At 39.2% G+C, this 24,600-nt stretch carries 23 protein-coding genes, 1 pseudogene and 2 riboswitches; of the genes and pseudogenes, 4 read left to right on the top strand and 20 right to left on the bottom strand.

Annotated features, from left to right (window positions below; translation table 11 throughout):
• Window positions 1-48: 48 nt before the first annotated feature.
• The 4 genes from LC455_RS01505 to LC455_RS01520 are packed head-to-tail and all read right to left on the bottom strand — an operon-like array spanning window position 49 to window position 2,914.
• Complete coding sequence (locus LC455_RS01505; protein ID WP_223587796.1) at window positions 49-450, bottom strand: MaoC/PaaZ C-terminal domain-containing protein; 402 nt, start codon at window positions 448-450, stop codon at window positions 49-51.
• The gene (locus LC455_RS01510) at window positions 447-896 is read right to left on the bottom strand and encodes a MaoC family dehydratase N-terminal domain-containing protein (RefSeq protein ID WP_223587797.1); all 450 of its coding nucleotides are present in this window, start codon (window positions 894-896) and stop codon (window positions 447-449) included. Before LC455_RS01510 ends, LC455_RS01505 begins: the two co-directional genes overlap by 4 nt.
• 20 nt (window positions 897-916) lie before the next feature.
• The gene (locus tag LC455_RS01515) at window positions 917-1,681 is read right to left on the bottom strand and encodes a beta-ketoacyl-ACP reductase (protein ID WP_223587798.1); all 765 of its coding nucleotides are present in this window, start codon (window positions 1,679-1,681) and stop codon (window positions 917-919) included.
• A 54-nt stretch (window positions 1,682-1,735) separates the two neighbouring features.
• The gene (locus LC455_RS01520; protein WP_223587799.1) at window positions 1,736-2,914 is read right to left on the bottom strand and encodes an acyl-CoA dehydrogenase family protein; all 1,179 of its coding nucleotides are present in this window, start codon (window positions 2,912-2,914) and stop codon (window positions 1,736-1,738) included.
• A gap of 253 nt (window positions 2,915-3,167) precedes the next feature.
• Between LC455_RS01520 and LC455_RS01525 the strand changes: the two genes are divergently transcribed.
• The 3 genes from LC455_RS01525 to LC455_RS01535 all read left to right on the top strand — a co-directional run bounded on the left by LC455_RS01525 (window position 3,168) and on the right by LC455_RS01535 (window position 5,769).
• The gene (locus LC455_RS01525) at window positions 3,168-3,320 is read left to right on the top strand and encodes a YpzG family protein (protein WP_223587800.1); all 153 of its coding nucleotides are present in this window, start codon (window positions 3,168-3,170) and stop codon (window positions 3,318-3,320) included.
• 136 nt (window positions 3,321-3,456) lie between these two features.
• On the top strand, window positions 3,457-3,957 hold the full coding sequence (locus tag LC455_RS01530) for a GNAT family N-acetyltransferase (protein WP_223587801.1): 501 nt from the start codon (window positions 3,457-3,459) through the stop codon (window positions 3,955-3,957).
• Between the two features lie 156 nt (window positions 3,958-4,113).
• Entirely contained in the window at window positions 4,114-5,769 is a 1,656-nt protein-coding gene (locus LC455_RS01535; protein ID WP_223587802.1) for a PAS domain S-box protein, read from the top strand.
• Window positions 5,770-5,786: 17 nt separating this feature from the next.
• Here the strand turns inward: LC455_RS01535 and LC455_RS01540 are convergent, their stop codons facing one another.
• The 5 genes from LC455_RS01540 to LC455_RS01560 all read right to left on the bottom strand — a co-directional run bounded on the left by LC455_RS01540 (window position 5,787) and on the right by LC455_RS01560 (window position 12,206).
• A complete protein-coding gene (locus LC455_RS01540; RefSeq protein WP_223587803.1) occupies window positions 5,787-6,893 on the bottom strand; it encodes a GerAB/ArcD/ProY family transporter in 1,107 nt (368 codons plus the stop codon).
• Between the two features lie 28 nt (window positions 6,894-6,921).
• Window positions 6,922-8,127, bottom strand: a complete 1,206-nt coding sequence (locus LC455_RS01545; RefSeq protein ID WP_223587804.1) for a Ger(x)C family spore germination protein — start codon at window positions 8,125-8,127, stop codon at window positions 6,922-6,924.
• On the bottom strand, window positions 8,127-9,728 hold the full coding sequence (locus LC455_RS01550; protein ID WP_223587805.1) for a spore germination protein: 1,602 nt from the start codon (window positions 9,726-9,728) through the stop codon (window positions 8,127-8,129). The genes LC455_RS01545 and LC455_RS01550 overlap by 1 nt, the downstream gene beginning before the upstream one ends.
• 739 nt (window positions 9,729-10,467) lie before the next feature.
• Complete coding sequence (locus tag LC455_RS01555) at window positions 10,468-11,688, bottom strand: MDR family MFS transporter (RefSeq protein WP_223587806.1); 1,221 nt, start codon at window positions 11,686-11,688, stop codon at window positions 10,468-10,470.
• A 251-nt stretch (window positions 11,689-11,939) separates the two neighbouring features.
• Entirely contained in the window at window positions 11,940-12,206 is a 267-nt protein-coding gene (locus LC455_RS01560; RefSeq protein ID WP_223587807.1) for a phage holin, read from the bottom strand.
• 161 nt (window positions 12,207-12,367) lie between these two features.
• On the opposite strand from LC455_RS01560, the gene LC455_RS01565 reads away from it, so the two are divergent.
• Window positions 12,368-14,458, top strand: a complete 2,091-nt coding sequence (locus tag LC455_RS01565; RefSeq protein ID WP_223587808.1) for a transglycosylase domain-containing protein — start codon at window positions 12,368-12,370, stop codon at window positions 14,456-14,458.
• A 42-nt stretch (window positions 14,459-14,500) separates the two neighbouring features.
• Here the strand turns inward: LC455_RS01565 and LC455_RS01570 are convergent, their stop codons facing one another.
• From LC455_RS01570 to LC455_RS31625, 11 genes and pseudogenes are all read right to left on the bottom strand, one after another.
• Window positions 14,501-15,193 (bottom strand): ECF transporter S component, encoded by a 693-nt coding sequence (locus tag LC455_RS01570; protein ID WP_223587809.1) that lies wholly within the window; start codon window positions 15,191-15,193, stop codon window positions 14,501-14,503.
• Window positions 15,194-15,195: 2 nt separating this feature from the next.
• Window positions 15,196-16,812, bottom strand: a complete 1,617-nt coding sequence (locus LC455_RS01575) for an ABC transporter ATP-binding protein (protein ID WP_223587810.1) — start codon at window positions 16,810-16,812, stop codon at window positions 15,196-15,198.
• Window positions 16,794-17,672 carry an energy-coupling factor transporter transmembrane component T gene (locus LC455_RS01580; protein ID WP_223587811.1) on the bottom strand — a complete coding sequence of 293 codons (879 nt, stop codon included), beginning with the start codon at window positions 17,670-17,672 and terminating at the stop codon, window positions 16,794-16,796. Before LC455_RS01580 ends, LC455_RS01575 begins: the two co-directional genes overlap by 19 nt.
• Window positions 17,673-17,684: 12 nt before the next feature.
• Window positions 17,685-18,431 (bottom strand): DUF4430 domain-containing protein, encoded by a 747-nt coding sequence (locus LC455_RS01585; RefSeq protein WP_223587812.1) that lies wholly within the window; start codon window positions 18,429-18,431, stop codon window positions 17,685-17,687.
• 52 nt (window positions 18,432-18,483) lie between these two features.
• Window positions 18,484-20,286 carry a DUF4430 domain-containing protein gene (locus LC455_RS01590; RefSeq protein ID WP_223587813.1) on the bottom strand — a complete coding sequence of 601 codons (1,803 nt, stop codon included), beginning with the start codon at window positions 20,284-20,286 and terminating at the stop codon, window positions 18,484-18,486.
• A gap of 132 nt (window positions 20,287-20,418) precedes the next feature.
• A riboswitch (cobalamin riboswitch) is annotated at window positions 20,419-20,609 on the bottom strand.
• 58 nt (window positions 20,610-20,667) lie between these two features.
• Window positions 20,668-21,138, bottom strand: coding sequence for a 6,7-dimethyl-8-ribityllumazine synthase (gene ribH, locus LC455_RS01595; RefSeq protein WP_223587814.1), 471 nt, complete (start codon window positions 21,136-21,138; stop codon window positions 20,668-20,670).
• A 48-nt stretch (window positions 21,139-21,186) separates the two neighbouring features.
• Window positions 21,187-21,792: pseudogene (ribB, locus tag LC455_RS01600) on the bottom strand (3,4-dihydroxy-2-butanone-4-phosphate synthase); the annotation flags it as partial.
• A 12-nt stretch (window positions 21,793-21,804) separates the two neighbouring features.
• Window positions 21,805-22,464, bottom strand: a complete 660-nt coding sequence (gene ribE, locus LC455_RS01605; protein ID WP_223587815.1) for a riboflavin synthase — start codon at window positions 22,462-22,464, stop codon at window positions 21,805-21,807.
• Between the two features lie 122 nt (window positions 22,465-22,586).
• Window positions 22,587-22,733: riboswitch (FMN riboswitch) on the bottom strand.
• Between the two features lie 92 nt (window positions 22,734-22,825).
• Window positions 22,826-23,290, bottom strand: coding sequence for a GyrI-like domain-containing protein (locus tag LC455_RS01610; RefSeq protein WP_223587816.1), 465 nt, complete (start codon window positions 23,288-23,290; stop codon window positions 22,826-22,828).
• Window positions 23,291-23,435: 145 nt separating this feature from the next.
• Window positions 23,436-23,960, bottom strand: a complete 525-nt coding sequence (locus tag LC455_RS01615; RefSeq protein ID WP_223587817.1) for a CBO0543 family protein — start codon at window positions 23,958-23,960, stop codon at window positions 23,436-23,438.
• A gap of 98 nt (window positions 23,961-24,058) precedes the next feature.
• Complete coding sequence (locus LC455_RS31625) at window positions 24,059-24,457, bottom strand: CapA family protein (protein WP_317851406.1); 399 nt, start codon at window positions 24,455-24,457, stop codon at window positions 24,059-24,061.
• Window positions 24,458-24,600: the final 143 nt, after the last annotated feature.

Below are 24,600 nucleotides of genomic sequence, written 5' to 3' on the forward strand. Positions count from 1 at the left end.
AATCCATTAAATGCCGGGTTTTTTAAATTTTCAATTCTGTTTATCTTGTTAGTATTGGTGATATACTACTTCACCTTTTAAAACATCCTTGCCCTGACCGTTAACCGCTTGAACGGTAAAGCTAAGTTTATTTTCTTCCTTTTCCTTCAATACCGCTTTAAGGGTAATGACATCGTTTAAAAATACCATGCCTTTAAAACGGATTGAATAATCTTCGATGAAGCCTTCCTCATAGTACTCGGTAAACAACTTTGCAAGGTTACCCATCGTCCACATCCCGTGTGCAATGATGCCTGGCAATCCTGCCTTACTCGCTTCATCGTCAATCGTATGAATCGGGTTAAAATCCCCGGAAGCCCCTGAATATTTAATAAGGTCCATTCTTGAAACAGGTTCTAATTGAATCTCTTTTAACGATTCGCCAATTTGTAATTCAGTTAGTGTACTCATCGGGTCAACACCTTCCTAACAGCTTCAGAAATGACAACCGTGGAGGTTGAACTAAAAATGGTATTCCCTGCTGCATCATCGCCATAGCTTTCGAGAACGAGGAAGCCCATTTCACCAAAGTTACCCTTTTTCTCAAAGTAGTTTTTTACTTTTGAATAACAGTAAACCTCTTCCCCCACTAATAAAGGACGGACATAATGAAAGGTTTGTTCTCCGTGAATTAAGCCTTTATTTGGAAGATTCAATCCTTCAATCACACCATAATCAAAAACCCTTGGGAATGTCGGCGGTGCAATATTCTTGCGGTATCTGGACTGTTCGCCAACTTCTTCATCAAAATAAATCGGATGAAGATCGCCGATAGACTCGGCAAATTTCTTAACAGCTCCTCTTTCAACAACATTTTTCACTTTGTTTGATTGCTTGCCAATTTGATCTTTAAACAATTCATCCTCACCTCACCTAATTAACATTTTGGTCCGCCGGCTACATAGATGACTTGCCCATTTACAAATGAAGACTTTTCATCTGCAAAGAAAGCAACAGCATTAGCAATATCCTCAGGCTTACCGCTTCTTCCCACAGGAATATTCGATACGCTTGCCTGGATTAATTGCTCAAAGGAAATGCCAATTCTTGCAGCCGTTTCTTTTGTCATATCGGTTTCAATAAATCCAGGTGCAACAGAGTTCGCAGTAATTCCATATCTTCCAAGCTCAATTGCTAAGGTCTTAGTAAAGCCTTGCAAACCTGCTTTAGCAGCTGCGTAATTGGCTTGGCCGCGATTTCCAAGAGCTGAAGTAGAAGAGATATTAATAATGCGTCCATACTTTTGTTCTACCATATACTTCTGAGCTGCACGTGCTGCATTAAACGATCCTTTCAAATGTACATCCATAACCGTTTGCCAATCAGAGTCAGTCATTTTGAACAACAGATTATCGCGGATAACACCGGCATTATTGACAAGAATATCGATCGAGCCGAATGTATCATGAACCTCTTTTGCAGCAGCTTCTACCTGCTCAGCATCGACAACGTTTGCCACCTTTGTATATACTTCATAGCCTTTTTCCCTTAATTCATTGGATGTCTCACTTAATGCCTCTTCGTTTAAATCAATAATAGCAACCTTTGCCCCTTCGCTTGCAAAAAGCTCGACAATGCCTTTCCCGATTCCACGGCTTCCCCCTGTTACAAAAGCTACTCTTCCTGCGAATCTTCCAGCCATTTTTCTTCCTCCCAAAATAAAAATTTCTTTTTAGACAACGCTTTCAAAAAAGAATTAAACGTGTTGACCAACTTTTGCATGACCTTTAATCAAGTTACGGGCAATGATCATACGCTGGATTTCATCAGTTCCATCGTAGATTCTCCAAAGTCTTGCTTCACGGTACCAGCGTTCAATTGGCAATTCTCTTGTATAACCCATACCGCCATGAATTTGCAGAACTCGGTCTACCACTCTGTTCCCCATATTTGCTCCATATAATTTAGCCATAGATGCAAGATGGCGATTATCTTCTCCTTGGTCAAGGGTAAAGGCAGCATTTAGAACAAGCCAGCGAGCCGCTTCAATTTCAACGGCAGAATCAGCAATTTGCCATTGGATTGCCTGGCGCTCAGCGATCGGCTTGCCAAAGGTAATTCGTTCTTTGGAATAATCAATGGCCATTTGCAATAAGCGTTCAGCAGCCCCTACTGCTCTAGCACCAACGATCCATCTTGCAAATCCAATCCATTCTAAACCAAGATTGTAGCCTTTATGCAATTCACCAAGAATATTTTCTTCAGGAACGCGCACATTATCAAAAACCAAGCCAGCTGGACCCCATTCTCCCATTGTATGTATATATTCAGATTTCCAGCCCATATCACGGTCGACAATAAAACAGGTTACACCTTCACGTCCACGTGTAGCTTGGTGTCTTTCTTTATCCGTAATGGCAATTGCCATAACGAAATCAGCTTCGTTTCCGCCGGTAATAAAGGTCTTTTCACCATTGAGAACCCATTCGCTTCCATCTTTTACAGCCGTCATTTTAATGTTTTGCGTATCAGATCCTGCTCCTGGTTCGGTCATGGCAAAGCATGACTTCTTTTCACCATTGATTGTCGGGATGAGGTATTTTTTCTTTTGTTCTTCATTTGCATAGTAAAGAATATTATCAGCAGAACCGCCAAATGAAAACGGAACAAATGTCTTGGAAACTTCCATTAACACAATCGCCATCATCATCTGACCTAAATCTGCACCGCCATATTGTTCAGGTGTGTTTATTCCCCAAAAACCTGCCTCTTTTGCCTTCAATTGTAATTCTTTTAATTTCCCTGGTGGCAGACTTGGTTTGCCTTCCCGCTCATTTCTAAGGACATCGTTTTCTAGTGGGATCAGTTCTTTTTCTACAAATCTTCTAATTGTTTTTTGCACCATTTTCTGTTCATCTGTCAGACGCAAATGCATAATAATCACTCCATTCTTATTCTTGGAATCTAGTTTTTTACCATTAAAATTAATATGCAATGATCAATCGGAACATACCTACCGGTTGGTATGTAATTTAATTTTATTTCGAAATTTCAGAAAATACAAGTTTAATTTATATGAAATTTAATTTTTTTCTCTTTATTGACTATTTTATTGTATTTTTACAAATGATATATATGATATTCCTTCGTGAATATCCGTTTCAAATCCTAGGATGAGGTGATATTTGATGAGCTACAAAGATCATTTAGATTCACGCTCAGAGCGAATTTGCCACAACAACACGAGACCGAAGTTTGCCAGATCACAGGTAAACGGCGAGACTCAATTGACGCAAAGTGCGATCATCTTAAGGAGCAATGCTAAAGCTCACCGCTGGTAAGAGCTTGGCAATGGAAACGAAATGGGCCTTTTCTCGATTAAAAAAATTGGGAAAAGGCCTTTCATTATATTGATATTCTTAGCTATGAACGATAACATAAATGGAAGTTAAATAACATACAGGAGAGACAATTGCAATGTTTGAAGAGTTTAAAATCAGAGATGCAGAAATAAACGATTTGCCGATTATTGTGGAAATTTACAACTCTACGATTCCCGGCAGAATGGTAACAGCTGACACAGAACCAGTAAGTGTGGAAAGCCGTATGAAATGGTTTGACGATCATTCCCCTGCTTTTCGTCCTTTATGGGTGGTTGAAAGTAATAGTAATATATGCGCCTGGGTAAGCTTTCAATCATTTTACGGCAGACCCGCCTATAATGCCACGGCTGAAGTTAGTATATACATTCATCAAGACTTTAGAGGAAAAAAACTTGGTAAATACTTAATTCAACAAGCAATAGATGCTTGTCCAAAACTGAAAATCAAAACTCTGCTTGGATTTATTTTCGCCCATAATGAACCGAGTGTTAAATTATTCAACAGCTTTGGTTTTGAGAGATGGGCCCACCTTCCAAATGTAGCCGAACTGGATGGGGTGGAAAGAGATTTATTGATCCTCGGTAAAAGACTATAAAAAGGTAACAATAGAAATGGTACAGGAATTTGCTTTAAAATAGATTTCCATAATAGAAATATTCCAAAATACCTAATTTTCCTGTACTATATTATGTGAGAAAATAATTTCTTACATTCTTGGAAAATAATTTCCTTGAAGGAATTGGAGAATTTCATGGAGAAAAAAAAGCTAATTTTCCTCTATTGCATTTTAAGTATTATATGGATATACGGTACAAATTATTTAATTAATCAGTTTGTGCCGTCTTCTTATATGAATTTTGCCGCAAGATTTAAAGAGGTCCTATACATCTTTGTCACTGGATGGTTCATCTACTTTTTAATTGTGAAATCACAAGAATTAAATGCTTCAAAAGAAGACCAAAAGCGTCTTTCGACGTTAATCAATTCTATGGTTGATTTTGTAAACTTTAAGGATGGCGAAGGCAGATGGATTGAGGCCAATGAATTTGGATTACAATTATTTCAGCTTGAACACGTAGATTATCGGGGAAAAAAGGATTCAGAATTAGCGGAATACACCGAGTTCTATGCAGATGCGCTCAGATATTGCGAAATTTCGGATGAGGAAGCATGGAAAAATAAAGGAATAACCCGGATTGAAGAAGTCCTTCCTGTGCCAGATGGAACCATTAGAACCTTTGATACCATTAAAGTTCCTTTATTCCATCCTGATGGGAGCAGAGAAGGTTTAGTTATTATTGGTCGGGATATTACTGAAAGAAAAAATATGGCAAGACAATTAGCCGAAAGTCAGCAGCAATATAAATCAATGTTTGAGTACAGTCCGGATATCGTATATATGTTTGACTTGGACGGAAACATAACTAATCTAAACCCTCACTTTGATGTTATAACCGGCTTCAAACGCGAAGAGATGATTGGTAAAAATATAAGGACTTTGTTGCCCCAAAAATATAAAAGGTATCTCAACCGATTTATTTCTTCTTTAGTTGATGATAGTAAGCCTATTATGTATGAACTGAAAATTCCACATGCGAATGGGAAAACACTAACAATACAAGCTACCTCACTCCCTATTGTTATTAATGGGAACATAACAGGAATCATTGGCTATGGCAGAGATGTGACGGCCTTAAGACAAACAGAGGAACGTTTAAGAAGGACGGAGAAACTGTCGGTTGTTGGCGAGTTATCTGCGAGTGTTGCCCATGAAATACGGAATCCGCTCACCTCATTAAAGGGTTTTGTTCAGCTTTTACAAATGGAAGATCAGAAGCACCAATTCTATTATCAAATCATGTTAGATGAATTAAATCGGATTAACCACATTGTTGGTGAATTATTACTATTAGCCAAACCGCAGCTGTTGAAATACACAACTGCAGATATTCAAAAGCTTTTGAACGATGTTATTTCCTTATTAAGCACTGAGGCGAGTTTATATAATGTGCAAATTGAATCAATTTATCCGGAAAATGAAATCCTTATAGATTGCGACCCGAACCAGCTGAAACAATTATTTATTAATATTATTAAAAATGCGATTGAAGCCTCCATAAATGGCGGGAAAGTATCCATTATCCTGGAAAAGGCAGAAAACGAACAGGTAAAAATAGCTATCAAAGACAATGGTTGCGGAATTTCTAAAGAACGTTTAGAAAAAATTGGCGAACCATTCTATTCTTCAAAAGAAAAAGGAACCGGTTTAGGTCTAACAGTCAGCTTTAAGATTGTTCAATCTCACAAAGGAACAATCAGCTTTGAGAGTCAAAAAAATCAGGGAACGTCTGTAAACATTACACTTCCAATTAGACAGAGCCACAAAAAATCAGCCATTAATGCCTAAGTTGAAGATAGCTCACCTCATGGTGAGCTTTTATTTTTTTTCCTGTTTTTAAAAAAGGCAATTACCAGCAATAACGAAGGGATAATAATTTGCATTGGCCATGACACATAGAAAGAAACGATTTGAAGCCCTTCTATAATATGCTCTGAAAAATTGGAGGCAATCATCATAGATGCAATCAAAATAATCAACCCAATAGGAAAGCCAAGCTTTTTCTGGTCTTTAAATTGAAAGATATCTGCTGCACCCGCCACGGCAGCATAGTAAAAAATTGCGATTTTAAAAAATCCGCCAATGACAAGATATAGCATAAATAATACATCCAGACGCTCAATAAAATTGGCTAATTCAATTTTGCCAATGGTCGTAAGGAGCGGGAAATTTGATCGAACAAATAGATCGCCTCCTAACGCTGCAATATTAATCACCGCGGTTATGGTAATATTAATTCCACTTAGCAGCATTCCTCCCATGCATGCCTTTCTCACTTTTTTTGGATCTTTCAAAAAAGGCAGAAACATTGTAAAGACAACCATTTCTCCAAAAGGAAATGTGAGCGTTTCTTTTACAAATGTCCTTAATACCGGTTTCCAGCCTTTATCAAAAATGGGCAGTAAATTCTCCAAATGGATTAAACCAGAAATAACGATTAGAACCATTCCACCAATCGCCATAAAATACACTACCAAAAAATAAAGCTCCCCCACCCTGGCAATCACTTCAAAACCTTTATGTATTGCATAAATAATGGTCAATATCATTAACGTATTAAGGATGAACATTGGTGTACTTGTATAAATAGTCGTTGTTAGCAATTCTCCAAAATCACGCAATACCCTTGAAGCAATATACATAAACCAAACTACATAAATTATTCCAATAAAGCGCCCTAACCATTTCCCGACTATTTCTTGAATAAAGCTGGTAAGGGGCAGATCGGGATAATACAAAAATAAACGATAGTAAACCAAAAAAAGAAGTAACCCTGCGGACATGCCCATCAGAATTGCAATCCAGGCATCCTGGCCCGCTCCCGCTCCCATTCCGACTAATAAAGAACTGCCCATTTCAAAAAGGACCACTAATACGAACATTTGATATGTATTTATTACGGCCTTCTCCATGTCCTACACTTCCCAATCCACTAAGGGCTTATTTCTTCATACTGGACCAAAACGGCTTTGTCCGAATTCCTTCTCGGCGAATGAATGAGTTAATCTTAACGTTTACTTCCATTTGGGCAAAATGCTCATTCCAATTTCCTTTTATTTCTCTCCAAAGCTTTGGGTTGGCACGATGAACCCTTTCTCCAATCCCAAAAATATCCGCTTTATCTTTTTGTGCTATTTTAACCGTTTTTACAATTTGTTTTTTAATCCTTTCTTCAACAACCTTTTCTATTTTATGAATAATGTCAGGGTTGGTTATATCAACGTCAACATTTGCTTCACTTATCCAGCTTTCATTTTCAATATTAATATGGCCAATCGGTTTTCCATTTTTGAACGTAACGGACACTTTTGTTTTGGATCGAAGCGGCGCAACCGAAATAGCATCCTTCTTTCCGTCCCAGTCTACATTAATATCAGTGCTTTCAACCTTGTTTAAAATCCATACAATCCCGCGGGCAACATGACCATCCACCCATCCCTTAAATTTTCCATCTTTAAAAATCGCGATGCCTTTCGATTCAATAGAAGCATTGGATTTTGACATCTGAAGGTTTTCCATTTTTTTCACTTCATCCTTCGGACCAATCACGCTATAACCAGAAAGAATTGGTTCTTTCCCCTCACTTACCAATCCGCTTAAAAAATCATCAACACTTACACTCATATTTTCACCCAGCATTTTTTCTGTTGTTTTGATCTCTTTTGTAATTTTATTCACTGGGATTTTGTCCAGATTAGTCAGTGCGGTGACGATATTTTCTGCAGTTGTCCCTCTAGCCACTATTAGTTCCGTTGTTGTCCTAAATTCCGGATCACGGTCCAATGCATCGATTAAATTCAGAAGATCTTTCTTTGCCACAGCTTCACTTACTACCACTATGTTCGTGTGTGCATAATATAAGCGCCGTGAAACTTTTGTGGTGGCCTTCCTTGCCGCCTCCGTTAGTGTGTTCCCGGAGCTTTTGTAGACAGCAATTGGAAGCCCTTGACCTCCTCCATTTTGACCCGCGGACACATTAGCCGGAATAACAATCTGGAATGAAACGTCAAACTTTTTATCTTTTCCTTTATCAATGCCCATCGCCATGACAAAGGCCAAATCTGTCAGCTCTTTTTGATTCCAGCAGGCAGTAAGGGCGGGCAAAATCAAAACAATAAGTGAAATAATCAAAAAATATTTACGCATTATGAATCACCTTTGCTTGATTGATCATCCTCTTGTTTAGGCGGGCTTGGTTTTTGATTTCCCCCGGCCCTTACCATATTTCCTTTACTAATAAACATTGGTCGATTTTTCATTGCCCAAATCGGAAAACGAATGAAGATATCCTGCTGATTTCGGATGTTAAAAGGGGCTAATGGCATCATATACGGGATGCCAAATGAACGTAAGGAACATAAATGAATGGCCATAAACATCAGACCCAGCATGATTCCATAAAAGCCTAATGCGGTTGCCAATCCCATCAAGACGAATCGGAGTAATCTTGCCGCAATCGCCATTGCAAAAATAGGCGTGGAAAAGTTCGCAATCGCCGTAATTGAAACAACAATGACCATAACAGGAGAAACAAAACCTGCCTGAACGGCAGCCTGTCCAATAACTAACGCCCCTACAATCGATGTCGCCTGACCAACAGCACGCGGAAGCCTCAAACCCGCCTCCCGCAGTATTTCAAAGGTAACCTCCATAATCAACGCTTCCACAAATGCAGGAAAAGGAACACTTTCTCTTTGTGCAGCAATGGCAATGGCCATGGTGGTTGGAATCATTTCCTGATGAAAGGTCGTCCCTGCAATATAAAGCGCCGGTCCCATTAAGGCAATCAAAAAAGCCAGGATTCTTAGGAGCCGAATGCCTGTCGAAATATCAAATCGGGAATAATAATCATCCGGGGCCTGGAAAAATTGAATAAAAATCGCTGGCGCGGAAATGACAAATGGTGTGCCATCCACTAGAACAGCTACTCTCCCTTCAAGTAAATGGGAGGTAATAACATCCGGTCTCTCAGAATGAAAGGTGGTTGGAAACGTCGTCCAGGTTTGATCTTCTATTAACTGCTCAAGGTAACCGGAAGCCAAAACAGCGTCCAAATTTACGCGATTTAGTCTCTCCTTCACTTCCCCAACGATTTTTTCATTAGCAATTCCTTTTATATACATAATTCCAATATCCGTTTGTGTAACTGTGCCTAACCTCATCGTTTCGAGCCATAAATTTGGGCTCTTAATACGCCGCCTTATTAAAGCCGTATTCGTTCTAAGTGTTTCCGTAAAAGAATCCTTTGGACCACGAATCGATAACTGCGTGGATGGCTCTGTTATGGAACGCTTTTCCCATCCCTTCGTTTCGACGCTTATGGCTTTACTATAACTATCAAGGAATATTAAGGTATTACCTGATAATAGCGACTCATATAGTTGATTCCAATTTACAATTACTTGCAGATTCCCTAATCCATTTGCTTTATCCACCAAACATTGAAAAATATCTGTATCTTTATCCATTTCGTCATCTAATAATGATTCCAAGAAAAAATCACTGAGCAACTTATTATCAGCCAAACCATCTACACAAACGGTAACACCCCGTAATTGATGGAATTTAAAATCACGATAGATAATATCTGAACTATTGCCAAGCTCTTCCTTTATACGCGTTATATTTTCTTTTGATTCTCTTAATATTGGTAAATCTTCTGGTTTTTGCGGGTCTTGCAATTGCCTATAATTATCGTTCTGTCTTTTTTTCTGCTTGTTTTTCAAAATGTTAGACAAAATCGACACGTAAACTCCGCCTCACTAAAAATATTTAAAATGTTTATGCCAATATTGGGTATATTGCCCAAAGGAATCTATTTTATCCAAATGTTCATTTCTTCTGCTCGATATTAAAACGGATAAATTAAGATCATTGAAGGATATTATGATTAACATTAATGTGAGGATGAATCGTATTGAAAATAATCTTTGTAACCCTATTATTGGCGCTAACCTTATTGGGCTTGATCATTTCCATTGACTTTTTGATGGGGAAGGGTATTTCAGATATATTTTGGAATGCAATGAATCCTTTTAAGGTTATGGAGCCAACAGAATTCATCATATTATTTTTATTTATCCTCTTTTTTTTCCTCACTCCCCTATGGACCTTTATGAAGAAAAAACGACAGAATAATCCCCCAAGTAATACATAAAAAAAGCTCGCCATAATTAAAGCGAGCTTTCTTCTTTATTGTTTCCATGAATATTTGGTGGAGACTTTCTTTTAAAAAACCTGAGGAATACATTAACTCTATTTTTCCATTTGTTCTTTCTTTCGTAATTTGGCCCATAAACATAGCGATTCCACAAATAATAGATTATTTCCTCAATGATCAGAAATAGGCAGCAAAATAAAGCAAAGATACCAGCCCAGCACCACATTACAAGGACCCCCTTCTCAAATAGTCCTTACATTCTATTTGAAAAATTCTATCTATTCTTTATTTTACCAAAATAATGGAAAAATGTGGAGAAATAAGGTTTACACCGTTTTCTCCGCTGTGGATATTTTTGCTCTGATATACGACCTGTTTCCGACGGTGAAGAAAATAATACTTCCCAGTGTGAGGATTGAAATAATCCAAAACATGAATTGCCCGTGGTAATGACTGAGGAGAATTCCTCCAAATATAGGACCCAGGAAATTCCCTATTTTTCGGAATTGGCCCGCCCCAAAATAAGTTCCACGTAAATGTTCCGGTGCTAATTTGTCCATCATCATACTGTTTGAAGGAAAAATTAATATTTCACCAATCGTTAGAAGAATCATGGCAATAATGGCAATCACCCAGCCATTGATGAAGCTAAAGCCAAGTAATCCTGCGGCGATAAATAATGAACCCGCAGCCATCGCTTGCATTAAGCTAAATTTTTCAGCAAAATGGCTGATCGGCATCTGCAAGCATACCACCATCACAGCATTAACGGTAAGCAAAACAGAAAAAATGGCTACACCGTTTTCCAGTGTCCCTTCCAAGAATTGCGGCAAATTGGAGTCTATTTGGACATAGCCGATGTTAATTAAAATGATCCCAAATAAAAGATATCTTAACGCTTTATCTGTCTTGATAATCTTAAATGCATCCACAAATGATACAACCTTTTTCGTTTCTAATTGTTTAGTAATAATGAGTTTTTTCATTAAAATATAAAGAACAATTCCATATGCCAAGTAGGTTGAACCAGTAATGGCGAAAGAAAGCTTTGCGGAATGATTAGCCAAATAGGCCCCTAAAAGAGGTCCTACTGAAGCCCCAATGTTCATGGCGGTATACCTTAAGGAGTACACCCTCATTCTAATTTTCCTATCAGTCAAATCTGCCATAAGTGCTTGTGATGTTGGCTCAAAAAAGGAAGTACATAGTCCATTAATGGCATTTAATAAAATGAACCATCCCTGACTATTTGCTACTGTAAACCCATAATAGACAAATGCTAACGTAAACAAAGCGGTGAGCATAATCGGCCTTCTGCCAAACCGGTCTGATAAATGGCCCCCTATGAATCCTCCCACTGTGGCCATTAAAGGGCTCATACCGACCGTCAACCCGATAATAATTGGAGAAAGATCGATATGACGTGATAAATAAATCGATAAAAATGGCAGTGTCATGTAGGCAGAGCCTCTAGATAATACAGTGCCAATTAATAATACCCAGACAATTGGGTGGAATTGCCCAATATAGTTTTTTATTTTATTCATATGTATGGCCTCGCAAATTATTTTTTACTTAATTAGTAAACTATGTTAGAGGCAAATTGTAAAGAATTTTCCTAATATTATTGTTAAACATAGCAGTTTACCTTCGCTCGAGGAGCTTCGCTTTCCGCGGGCGTGCCGGGGAGCCTCCTCGGCGCTTTAGCGCCTGCGGGGTCCCCCCTGCCCCGTACTCCCGCTGGAGTCTTCGCTCCTTCCGCTCCAATCAACAATGGCCTTTAAATTTACCAATTTGATTAGTTCGGATCTTTATAATTCATAGCCCTTTCACTATCTCCAAAGCCTTTGGTGGTTGGATCTTGAACGAGACCGAGCATGGATAGTATTACAAATATTGCATTTACTAATGTTAATATTGAATTTTGAATCGTATTAGATAGTTGGAAATCGGTAATCCCTAGTGAATTTAATCCAGCCAGCACCAGTTGGGCAACAATCATTAGCTGTGATATAAATGCGATTACCCAGTTTTTGTTGCGAAATCGGACCTTCCAGTTAATCATCATCCCATCCCCTTTCCTATGTTAAATTATCTTTTCTATAACATATGCTTGGTCTGAAATTGGTTGTCCACGAATATCACGAAATAACTTATTGTTGGTCTTTTCTCACAAGAAAACTTATAATATTAAAATCAATCATCCCTAAAAGATAAGGAGTCATTATGGACAAGTTACATCCGTTATGGGAAATGATCGTTCGCTTTTGGAAAAAGAGACATTTAACTCAAATTTTTTTATTAATCATTCTTGTTGTGGTTCTTGTAACCATTTGTTATTTTGCATGGCTTGCTACAAGAGCGAATGTTCAATCCCTAAAAGAAGGTTTAAGCCAGCCGACCGTTATTTATGATAAAAGTGGCAAAGTGGCAAGCAATGTCGCAACAAATCGAACGCAAGGCGTTAAAATTGAAGAACTGCCAAAATATGTGCCAAATGCCGTAGTGGCCATTGAAGATGAACGCTTTTATGAGCATAGCGGCTTTGATGTACAAGGAATCGCTCGTGCCTTTTTTGGAAACCTTTTTGCAGGAAGGATTACTGGTGGCGGCAGCACGCTAACCCAGCAGCTGACGAAAAATGCCCTTCTTTCACCGGAACGTACCTATAAGCGAAAAGCTGAGGAATTGTTTTTAGCTGTAAAAATTGAAAAGGTTTATACAAAAGAAGAAATTCTGCAGATGTACCTCAATCAAGTTTATTTCGGAAGCGGCGCTTGGGGAATCGGCAATGCTTCAAAGAAATATTTCAATAAAAATATCAAGGACATCAGCGTCAGCGAAGCAGCCATGCTTGCAGGGCTATTACACGCACCTAATTACCTTGACCCGTATAAAAACTATGACCTGTCGATAAAACGGCGAAATGTGGTATTGGCCAAAATGAAGGAATTAGGGTTTATCAATACGACCCAGTATAATCAGGCCAAAAAGGAAAAAATCCGTCTTCATGACGGCGGGGGAAGCTTTGTTGACCGTAAATACCCTTATTATGTCGATGCTGTTTTGAATGAAGCGATTTCCAAGTATGGATTAACCCAAGATGAAATCTTAACGAGAGGATACCGAATCTATACAGAAATGGACCAGAACCTCCAGGCAGGACTTGAAAAAGTGTATAGTAAAAACTCATTATTCCCTAGAGGAAGAGGAAATACATTGGTTCAAAGTGGTTCGGTATTAATGGACCCTGCCTCAGGTGGTGTCCGTGCCCTTGTCGGCGGCCGAGGTGAACACGTTTTTCGCGGTTTTAACCGAGCGACTCAATTAAAGGCACAGCCTGGTTCCTCGATCAAACCACTTGCCGTATATACACCTGCGCTTGAAAATGGCTATGACTATTCATCCGAGCTTGTCGATGAGCCGATGACGTTCGGTAATTACAAACCGGAAAATTTTTCAAAAAACTACCAAGGCAAGGTTCAGATGTATAAGGCTTTGGAAGAATCGTTGAATATTCCTGCCGTTTGGCTGCTTGATCAAGTGGGCTTAAATAAAGGGCTCGATTCCTTAAACCGGTTTGGCATACCTGTTGAAAAGGAAGATCGAAACCTGGCTATTGCCCTTGGAGGAATGAGTAAGGGCGTGTCACCCTTACAAATGGCTAATGCTTTTTCAGCTTTCCCAAATGGCGGAAAGCGGCAGGACAGCCATTTGATTACAAAAATTGTCGGTCCAACTGGGAATATTATCGCGGAGCGAGAAGCGAAAACGACAAAAGTCACCTCTAAATCTGTCGCCAATGAGATGACCTCGATGCTCTTAAATGTGGTGGAAAGTGGAACAGGAAAGCGAGCCCATATCCCTGGAATGCAAATTGCAGGAAAAACAGGCTCGACTCAACTTCCCTTCGCCAATGTGAATGGAACGAAGGACCAGTGGATGGTTGGCTACACACCAAACCTTGTCGGCGCGATTTGGTTGGGCTATGACCAGACAGACCGGCAGCACTACCTGCCGAGCGCAAGCTCAGCCAATGTGGTTCCGATTTTCAGAGAAATCATGCTGGAATCACAGCCCTATCTTCCAAAAGATAACTTTGAGGTCGTTTCTATAAACGCCAAGCTGGCCGGAAAAGAAAATATCGAAAAAAGCATCCATGATCAGGCCAAAGAAATTGGTCAGGAATTAAATGAAAATGCCCAAAAGATTGGTGCTTCAATCAAAGAACATGCCCCGGCATGGAAAAAAGCATTGGATAGTGCACTTTACAATATAGGAGAAGCAGTTAATTCATTAGTGGAGAAACTCAAGTAATAAGAAAATAGCACGCTGAAATCAGCGTGCTATTTTTCTTCATTATTCTAACAATCCATATTTTCTTTTAAATCTTGATAAAATTTTAATCCAGATATCACCAAAAATAAGAAAAAAGATCACATTTGATACAGAATGAAATGTATCGAAAAGGATACTTCCACCAAAGTAAATTAGAAACGCCTTAATCGTAATGTGACTTTCTGCTTGTGTAACAGCTAAGAACCCCCATACATTCATAATCAAGCCAAACAAATAACCCCAGATGATTCCAAAAAATATCCGGCCCAATTTTCTATTCATGAACTTTGTTTTTCGCACAAGCCCTGCCGTTAAACCAACCAAACCCCAAGCAGCCATCTGCCATGGTGTCCACGGACCTTGGCCCAATATCATATTTGATGCCAGAGCTGCGACGGCCCCTATTATAAAACCACTTTCCGCACCAAAAACAAATCCTGCCATCATAATGACAAAGGTCGTCGGCTGGACGCTGGGGATACTGGCAAAGGGAATTCGACCCACTGCAGCAATAGCCGCTAATACGGCCAAAAGGACAATTTCTCTCGGTTCCACTTTCCTACTTTCAAACCGAACGAAGAAAAACAAAATCGAAATAAATACCATTCCAAAACTTATCCATAAATAGGAGTTCTCAAACCTCATCGTTAAATATAGCAAGATTCCGGCAAGCAAAAGAAAAACAATAGCCCAGACTTTTTTGAAGTTGCGCATCACTATTGTACCTCGCTGACCGTCTGAACAGCCCGATTTTGTAAATCACGGGCAATTCTTTGCAGCATGGTTGTATAAAAGAAATTACTTTTGAAGAATTCGCTGGGTACATCCTCGGATGTAATCTTCCCCTGAAACATCATCCCGCATTTCGTTGCATATTGAGCAGCAAATTCTACATCATGTGTCGACATCAGAATTGTCATACCTTCAGAATGAAGTGATTGGAGAATATCGGCTAAATTCTGTTTTGAAATGGGATCCAACCCTTTTGTCGGCTCATCGAGTAACAGTATCTCAGGTTTTCTTATCAGCAAACACCCTAATGCTGCCTTTTGCAGTTCCCCGCCGCTTAGGTCAAAGGGGTGGCTTGATATAAGATGTTTAATTCCTAAGTTGTTTAGCAGAATATCCACTTCATGAACATTGTTTAATTCCCAATGCTTCATGGTGTATTGGATTTCTTTTTCTATCGAATCTTGTATAAAAAACAGTTTTGGGTTTTGTGGTAAATAGCCGATTAAATTTATGAATTCACTGTTCTTCATGATTTTCGTTTTCTTTTTGTTAACTAAAATTTTTCCCATTTCAGGCTTTACCAATCCAGCTAATATCTTTAAAAATGTAGATTTCCCAGAGCCATTTCCGCCTAACAAGGCATAAAATTCACCTTTAGCCAGGCTAAAATCCATATCATTTAATATGAAATCATTTTTCTTATCATAACGGAAAGAAAGGTTTTTTAGGCCAATTCGTTCGTCACCAATTGGATACTCCAGCTTTTTGGGTTCTTCTGAAAAGAACGCGCTGGATTCCTGAACCCAATTTCGTCCTTCCTTTACAGTTAAAGGGACTATCCCCGAACACTTTTGGCTTAAAAATAAGCGTGGGATAGTTGGTACAAAAGCCTGATTTTTCGAGTTCCAAATTTGTGGAAGAACCTCTCTTGGTTCCCCGCTAAATAGGATTTGCCCTTTTTCCATCATGATTATTTCATCTGCAAGGGTAAATATTTCTTCCAAGCGATGCTCTGCCATGATTATCGTCATGCCAAATTCCTCGTTCAACCGCTTAAGCATATCTAAAAACTCCCGTGAACTAACGGGGTCAAGCTGTGCAGTTGGTTCATCCAATAGTAAAATATCCGGCTGCATTAATAGAACAGAGGCAAGATTTATCTGCTGCTTTTTCCCGCCTGAAAGCTCATGGGATTTCCGATGGAGCAAGGGCTCCGCTCCAAAAAAATGGACCATTTCAGCAAGACGGTTCCTCATTTCATTCGTCTTCAGTCCAATATTTTCTAATCCAAATACAAGCTCATGAAGGACATCGTCGGCTACAATTTGATTTTCTGGATCTTGAAATACAAAACCAATTTCCTTCGACAGCCCCGTTGTCTCCTCTATTGGCACACCATTAATCGAAATCTCCCCTAACAGAACTCCATGGGGCTGAATTTCTTTTTTTAACAATCTTAATAAAGTACTTTTGCCTGATCCAGAAGGCCCGAAAAGCACCACAAATTTACCTTTATTTATTTTTAAGGATATATCCCTTATGGCTGGTTCTAAGCAATCTGGATAGGAAAATGTTACTTTGTTTAATTCAATATACGCCATCGGAACAATCCACCTGCTTCTATGATTATTGGAAAACTTAAAAATAGTATGTAACCAGCAAGTACAAAAGAATCCATGTGTGAAAGCTGCCAGGTTTCCATGATTGGATAAATGGTTAAATAACCTAAACCGTGTACCCTATTAAATAGTATAAACACAAATAATCCTACTAGATAAACCACTGCCGCTGCGTCTGATTTCTTAAATTTAAAATATTCGTAGGATGAACGCGGCCCATTTCCGTAACCCCGTGCTTTCATGGAGTCCGCCGTTTGGATCGCTTCCTCAAGGGAATAAGTTAATAGGGCTTGCACGTAGAGCATTCCAGTTTTAACTCTCATACTCCATTTTCCCTGACTCACAGAAATCCCCTTACTCCTTTGGACGACTGAAATCTCTTCAAGCCTTCGCCTCATCAGCGGAATAAAACGAAGGGTCAACATCAGAAGGACAGAGAATTGCGGTAATATTTTTGCAAATAAAAACAGCAGCTTATTTGGTGTCATAATCACGTTATAGGAAACAAAGATGGCAATGACACCGATAATGGACAGGGCGTTCATCCCGCCATAAACAACGGCTTCTAATGTAACCCGATGCTGTCCCGCTTCGAATAACAGATGTCTTCCTCTTTCATTAAAAAGAGGATTGATTACGATCATGAGAATGAAACTTGTTATGATCAGAAATAACCAACGTTTAAGACCTCGGAAACGATCATGGAAAAAATTTATGATGAGGATAAGCAATAAGCCTACTCCCAAATAGAACGGATGCAGCAAAAGAAGTAAAAGAGAAACTGCCCCAACATAAAAGAGGAAGGGAATGAAAGGATGAAATTTCTCAAATCGCTCTTTCATTCCCATTCCCTCCTAACTCCCTTCCGTGTAATAACATTCAATCCGATCACCGTCTTTAACCTTTATGACTCCTACACTTTTAGTAATACTGGCACCATTGTGTTTAAAAACCCAGCCGCTCTTAGCACCATAATCAAATTCATAAATATTGTCAATTCCTTCAATATAGGCTGTTGCCCCGCTTCCCCGTGAATCGACAGTGATTCCTTGTTTTTTGGCAGCCTGTGTAATGATATCAAAAATAGTATCTCCATCATTAAAATTAACCTTCGTTGCTCCAAGAATGGTCCCGCGATCTTTTGGGCCAATGATAGAAAGAGTAACGGAAGTGACAGGTTTAGGCGTTTGAGTTGGTGTATTTGGTTTTGGTGTCGTGGCAGCGGCAGGTGGTTTAATTTGTTGAGTTGAACTCGACGTACCGCTCGTTTTTGCCGGCTGAGTGGTTGTCTTGCTTGGTGTACTTGGTGTTGTTTTCGGCTGGCTAGTTTGGACAGTTTGTGTCGTTGAGTTAGCTTTTGGAGCGGCTTGCTCTGCTTGTTTTTCTTCTGTCGGAGCGGCAGTATTAGTCTCTTTCTCTTTTACTTGCGCTGTTTTCTGTTCTTCAACAACTTTAGAGTCTTGTTGTTCCTTTTTTACTTCTACAGTCTTTTTGTTTTCATTTTTTGCTTCCTTCGAACTGTCCGAACTTTGACTGCAGCCAATTAAGCTAAAGGCTACTAGAAAAATAAAGATTAATAATGCAGATTTTAGTATTCTCATCTTGTTGCCCTCCCCATCCGCCCCCTCCTTGTAAAAAAGAGAGGGCAAGGAATTATATTGCCTTACGTTTCCTTTGGATCATGTATAATACGCTGCCAAACATTAATAAAAATAATCCCAATGTTAATAAGTTATACATATTTGAAGCTGTATTTGGAAGCTTGTGGCCTTTTTGACTGGTAGGTTGAACTTCAGTTGCCGGCGTTTGGACAGTAGGCTGCTCTGCCTGCGGTGTTTCCGCCTGTGGTGTTTCCGACTCAGGTTTTTGTTCTGCTAATGCCATTTTATACAGTGCACCATTTCCTTTTGAATATAGCTGATAGGCAACTACTGCTTGAAATGCCAGTGAGGTTGTAAATACGTCACTAGTGTCTCCGCCTTGCCAATCAAAACCGCCATCAGCATTTTGGAAAGATAAGAAAAATTGGAACAAGCTGCTGTTACCTTTAGTAAATTGTGTACCATTTGCATCTATCCCTAAAGCAGAAAGGGCAATAATCACTTGTGCAGCAGTTGAGCTATTATCAATCTTACCGTTTTGATATTGCGAATTTAAATATTGAATCGCGCTATCTACTTTTTCTTTAACGCCTGCCTGATTTTTATAAGGTGCGAGAGCAGTTAGAATCATCCCAGTCGTGTCAATGTCACTTGTTGTGCTTTCATCCCAAGCCCAACCGCCATCAGCGTTTTGTCTTTCAATTAAATGGGTTACGAGCTTTTCCCTTGTCCATTGGGCAGTATTTGGAACAGTGAAATCCGCGCTGTCTAATGCAATCAATGCGAAGGCTACTCCGTTCAATCCCTGTTTGGTGACATTGCCATTATAAATGGAATCAACGAGGTTGTAACCTTCAACATTTGTTGGGTCACCCCCTGCTGCAAGAATCCCGAGTACATAGCGCTCTGAGTCAGTAATTCTAGTAAACTTCCCTTGTCGTTCCTTTACTAACACTTTTACGGAATCAAGATAGTTGGCAGGAATAGTTTTTCCGGCCTGCTTTAGGGCAATAGCTTCCCATTCGCCAATTTGCGATTTTAATACATAGTTACTAACTGAATCGACTGCAGCTTGAAGAGTAGCATCTGAAATCGTTCCAGCCGGTGGATTTGTGGAGGGCTCGCCATTGCCGCCTGTCCCTGGATCCGGTTGAAAAGACTCTAACTGAAAACTGATTTGGTTTCCTGCCTGAAGGGAGTAGCCTTCAGCACCTACGGATGCCATTTCTCCGTTGACATAGAATCCCCAATAATTGTTACCTTCTGCTTTGATGCCATTTAGAGATGTAATCATTTTTCCGTATTGGGTATCGGTATATCCGACATTTTCAACGCCAAGCGCGACTTGTAAAAGCTGAAAAGCATTAGGGTGACCGATAATTTCAATTTCAGGTAATTCCTTAACAATGTTTTTCTGATTGTCCATTACTTTAAGTGAAACTTTATTTTCTACAGGCTTAGTCCAGTCTTTTAATTGGAAAGTTAATTTATCGCCATTTTGAACGATATAGGAATCCGCTCCAACCTGAGCAGAAACACCGTTAATGTAAAAAGCCCAAAAATTGTTTCCTTCCGCCTTTACTCCATTAATACCGGTTAACATTTTTCCATATGTAGTGTCGGTAAATTCAACGTTACTCTCGCCAACAGCACTAATTAAACTTTGCGTTGCTGTTTCGTTTTCAGACAATGAAACAGATGTTTCAGGCAGGACCGGATTTGTTTCATCCGTCCCTATCACGGTAATAGTCCCTTGTTTTCCAGGGTCAGCAGCTAAAACAGGTGTCTGAACGCCGCTTGTGATAAGCGTGAATACAAGTAACAGGGCTAACCATAAATTCTTTCTCTCTAACATCCTCATTTCTCTCCCCTTATACTAATCTTAAAATTTTTTGACATAAAAAAATCCCCCAAAAAGGAGGAGTGCTATGTACCAAAATAGAAATACGAAAAAATTCTATTTTAACACACTCCTATCCGCGTAGGCTTTTTGTGTTTAAAACAGGCAGGTTTCCTGGCTCATGGTCATCGCTTCCTATGTCTTCCCATCTATTTGACAGTGACATTTTATAGGTTGCTCCCATTTACAGTGGCGGGACCGCGTTGGCTCTTTCCAACTTCCCTTTTAAGCTTTAGGTCAAAAAATTAGACTTTAGCACCTGTTTTTCATCATATTTTTTTATGTTATTTCTATTATAGTAAACCACAGACTGGTTTGTATATGGTTTTAAACGAATTATTGCTCAATGTTTCGGCAAAGGTTTGCCATTTCAATTGCTCCTGCTGCTGCTTCCCAGCCTTTATTGCCGGCTTTCGTACCAGCACGTTCAATCGCCTGTTCAATCGAATCGGTCGTTAATACGCCAAATATAACGGGAATGCCGCTGTCTAAATTGATACGAGATACTCCTTTAGCGGTTTCATTACAAACATAATCAAAATGAGGAGTAGAACCGCGAATAACGGTACCAAGCGTAATGACAGCATCATACTTTTTGCTGTTCGCCATTTTTTGGGCAATTAACGGCAGTTCAAATGCGCCCGGAACCCAGGCAACGTCAACATCAGACTCGCTTACACCATGTCGTTTTAGTGCATCCTGCGCACCGCTTAATAATTTGCTTGTGATAAATTCATTGAAACGTCCAACTACGATTCCAATTTTTAAACCTGAACCAACTAAATTTCCTTCAAAAATATGTCCCATCTTAATTCCTCCAATGATAAATTTTCCTTAGAAATTATTTGCAGTATCTTTTTCCTTATTCTTTCGATATTTTATTAATTCTTCAATGGTAATCATTTTTACCCCTAGTTTATCGGCAATTTTACGAAGATCTGGAACACGTGCCATCGTTCCGTCTTCATTCATAATTTCGCAAATGACTCCCGCAGGCGCTGAGCCGCATAGTTTAGCAAGGTCTACGGCCGCTTCGGTATGTCCTGTTCGTTTAAGAACTCCGCCATTTCTTGCGACAAGCGGAAAAATGTGCCCCGGTCTTTTAAAATCTTCTGGCTTTGATTCCGGAGCAATCATGCTTAGAACTGTAGCTGATCGTTCAAATGCTGATATACCTGTTGTTGAAAATTTATGGTCAATGCTTACCGTAAAGGCAGTTCCTTGCGGATCCGTGTTTTTTGTAACCATCGGATTAAGTTCCAGCTTTTGTGCCAGTTCTTCGTCAATTGGAACACATATAAGGCCTTTCCCATGGGTAGCCATAAGATTTATAACATCGGGGGTCGCTTTTTCAGCAAGGGACAAAAAATCTCCTTCATTTTCCCTATCTTCGTCATCACATACAATAATAACCTTACCTTCTTTCAAATCTGCTAAAGCTGCTTCAATCGTATCAAACACGATAAATCCCTCCTAGAAAAACCCGTTTTCTTCTAAAAATTTAGCGGAAATCCCTCCGCTGCTTTTGCTCTGATTATTTTTTCCAAAATTATTCATAAAATGTCCCACGTATTTTCCAATCATATCGCATTCCAAATTTACGATATCACCAGAGTCTTTTTGCCCTACAATACTTTCACCAAGGGTATGCGGGATTAAAGATAAGGTAAAGCGATTTTCGGATACCGCAAAAACTGTAAGGCTAGTCCCATCAACTGCTATAGATCCTCTTTCAATGACATATCTTAATAATTCGGGGTCTGCTTCAATTTCATAATATACGGCATTTTCGAATGCTTTTTTACTTTTAATGATTCCTGTACCATCAATATGACCTGAGACGAAGTGACCGCCAAATCTTCCTCCAGCGGCCATTGCCCTTTCAAGGTTGACGTTAGAACCACGTTTAACCATATTTAAACTCGAAGCCCTAACGGTTTCTGGCATTACGTCAACAGTAAAGCGATTTGCCGTGAAGGAGGTCACAGTCAGGCATACTCCATTAACAGCAATACTATCTCCAAGATGGACGTCTTCAAGAATTCTTTTCGCGGCAATGGTTAGGACAAACGACTCTCCCGTCCTCTGAATATTTAAGATTGACCCAATTTCTTCAATAATTCCTGTAAACATTTTTCTTCTCCTTTATAAAGGAATACAAAAAACCCTGAAGAAGTTTTTCTTCAGGGGCAATTAAAGACAATAGGAAAGCAAGGCTTAGAAACAGGCAATTTTTGCCCTTTTCATAATCCTGTTTTTTCCTTCTCCCATCCAGACTTTAACTGTCGGCCCTGGAATTTCACCAGATCCACCGTTTAACTAGTACGTTAACCGGGTCACGGACTAAGAAGCATCGCTTCATCACCGCCGGTTAGGAATTTCACCTTACCCCGAAGGAATTATTAAAATATACTTTCTATGGTAGTATACTTTAATAAAAGAGTAAAGGGAAATGGCTCCTATTTTCAGAAAAATCCTGTAATGTCCTATTGTTTTAATAGGTTTTCACAGGTAAGTAGATTTCAAAATGGAGATCTCCATTCGCATTTTGTTGTTTATGTTCTTCTTTATAGACTTCTAAACTTAAGGCATAGTGATCCTGTTCATAGCCATATTCTTTCATCCATTCGAACATTTGAAGGTATGTACTCTTAACTTCCTCTTGCGTGCCCTTATGGACCCCGACGACATAGTTTTTTCGCGGGATAGAAAATCCAACCATGCCTTCAGGGATGGCTTCAATTTTTTCTACTGGTTTCGTGACATAATAGGTAAACTCCGTTTCCCTGCTATGAAATGGCGCAATCAACACTGGTTCTACTGTTTGATTGGGCACTTCACTTAAGCGATTCTCCATTTTTTTAAATAGACTTGGAATGATCTCACCCTCTGAATAGGTTCCACTCCAAGAAATTCCAACTACTTTTATCTCTTCTTTTTCTACTACTTGGATTCCCAAGCTAATCCCCCCTTTAAAAATCATCATATTATTAATATTCTAAATTTAGTACTCAAATTCCTGCTTAGTAATTCGGCTAATATAATATTTCATAAAAATTTCTATTAAAAAAACAACCTATGTTCTAGGTTGCCTGCGAAAGAAATTATTTCAAAATATCTTGTGAAACATTAAAAATGTTCCATAGAAAAGTAGCATATATCGCTGATAGGATCCAAGCTAACCATGGTTTTTTAAAGTGGACAGCCAAAACGGAAAACATTACAAAGCTAAAAAATGCAGACCACCATAAATTCCAGCCGTTTTTATGGATCAATGCACCTAATTTCAAATCTGTGTATTCATTTATCGTATAGATAAGTGTCCAAGCGAGGATATTAATTATTTTTTTCCAAGCCGTCTTCGGCATATGACCTAGAAATATGCTGATCGTAACAGGATATTTTATTAACATAACTAAGAAAGCAATATGCGTATGCTTTGCCCATGATTTATCGCTTCCAATCGGAACATATTCCCACATGCTATGTTTAAAAAATAAAAACTGATACACCAAATCCCCAACCATCAAGAAAAGAAATGTAGGGTAATAGGCCTCCCAATTTTTCCAATCACCCCATTTTATCGCTGAAAAAATAAAAATGGCCCCATATATCACGTTCAGATTCACATAGTTGCTCCTTCACTTTCTAATTACCTGTATTTTTTCCAGTAAATTGTAAATTTATGATGTAAAAAAGCAGAGGTAAATAATATTTCTCTGCTTCACTAGTTTCCTGCATCTGCAACGCTATTCGGATCTTTAATCATTCCATCTTCAATCTGCAAATCACCGTAGGATAGTCGTTGAAGTTCATTCCATACAGTCAGTTGTTCCCGATCATTTTGTTTTACAATTTGATCGTTCGAGATACGATAAGGAACAAAAGTCATCCCAATTTTTTCATTTTTTATATCCAAGTGTAATACACCCGTTTGCGCTGCATTCCCTTTTATATAGTTAGGAAAAAGGAAATTTCCGAGTGAATAGGAAATCGGTTTGTCTTTATAATATTCAAAGCCTTGCAGCACATGGGGATGACTTCCAATGACCCCATCCGCACCTGCATCAATCATTAACTTTGCCCATTCTCGCTGGAAGGGTTCGGGTGAGCGCTTGGTTTCAATGCCTCAATGGATAAACACGAATAAATAATCGGAGTCCTCTTTTTCTGTTTGAATGTTGCGATTGATCAGACTGATATCATAACCATTCGCAAGACCAGGTTTTGAAGCTGTCGCGACCCAGCTAAAGTCAGGCAGAACCTTCG

The organism is Neobacillus bataviensis (assembly GCF_019969725.1).

Excerpts from the sequence above, each read along its gene's own strand:
- LC455_RS01515 (WP_223587798.1), bottom strand. The coding sequence starts at position 1,681 with ATGGCTGGAAGATTCGCAGGAAGAGTAGCTTTTGTAACAGGGGGAAGC.
- LC455_RS01505 (WP_223587796.1), bottom strand. The coding sequence starts at position 450 with ATGAGTACACTAACTGAATTACAAATTGGCGAATCGTTAAAAGAGATT.
- LC455_RS01580 (WP_223587811.1), bottom strand. The coding sequence starts at position 17,672 with ATGAAAGAGCGATTTGAGAAATTTCATCCTTTCATTCCCTTCCTCTTT.
- ribH (WP_223587814.1), bottom strand. The coding sequence starts at position 21,138 with ATGGGACATATTTTTGAAGGAAATTTAGTTGGTTCAGGTTTAAAAATT.
- LC455_RS01565 (WP_223587808.1), top strand. The coding sequence starts at position 12,368 with ATGGACAAGTTACATCCGTTATGGGAAATGATCGTTCGCTTTTGGAAA.
- LC455_RS01585 (WP_223587812.1), bottom strand. The coding sequence starts at position 18,431 with ATGAGAATACTAAAATCTGCATTATTAATCTTTATTTTTCTAGTAGCC.
- ribE (WP_223587815.1), bottom strand. The coding sequence starts at position 22,464 with ATGTTTACAGGAATTATTGAAGAAATTGGGTCAATCTTAAATATTCAG.
- LC455_RS01520 (WP_223587799.1), bottom strand. The coding sequence starts at position 2,914 with ATGCATTTGCGTCTGACAGATGAACAGAAAATGGTGCAAAAAACAATT.
- LC455_RS01545 (WP_223587804.1), bottom strand. The coding sequence starts at position 8,127 with ATGCGTAAATATTTTTTGATTATTTCACTTATTGTTTTGATTTTGCCC.
- LC455_RS01575 (WP_223587810.1), bottom strand. The coding sequence starts at position 16,812 with ATGGCGTATATTGAATTAAACAAAGTAACATTTTCCTATCCAGATTGC.
- LC455_RS01535 (WP_223587802.1), top strand. The coding sequence starts at position 4,114 with ATGGAGAAAAAAAAGCTAATTTTCCTCTATTGCATTTTAAGTATTATA.
- LC455_RS01560 (WP_223587807.1), bottom strand. The coding sequence starts at position 12,206 with ATGATTAACTGGAAGGTCCGATTTCGCAACAAAAACTGGGTAATCGCA.
- LC455_RS01555 (WP_223587806.1), bottom strand. The coding sequence starts at position 11,688 with ATGAATAAAATAAAAAACTATATTGGGCAATTCCACCCAATTGTCTGG.
- LC455_RS01530 (WP_223587801.1), top strand. The coding sequence starts at position 3,457 with ATGTTTGAAGAGTTTAAAATCAGAGATGCAGAAATAAACGATTTGCCG.
- LC455_RS01570 (WP_223587809.1), bottom strand. The coding sequence starts at position 15,193 with ATGCGCAACTTCAAAAAAGTCTGGGCTATTGTTTTTCTTTTGCTTGCC.
- LC455_RS01540 (WP_223587803.1), bottom strand. The coding sequence starts at position 6,893 with ATGGAGAAGGCCGTAATAAATACATATCAAATGTTCGTATTAGTGGTC.
- LC455_RS01590 (WP_223587813.1), bottom strand. The coding sequence starts at position 20,286 with ATGTTAGAGAGAAAGAATTTATGGTTAGCCCTGTTACTTGTATTCACG.
- LC455_RS01525 (WP_223587800.1), top strand. The coding sequence starts at position 3,168 with ATGAGCTACAAAGATCATTTAGATTCACGCTCAGAGCGAATTTGCCAC.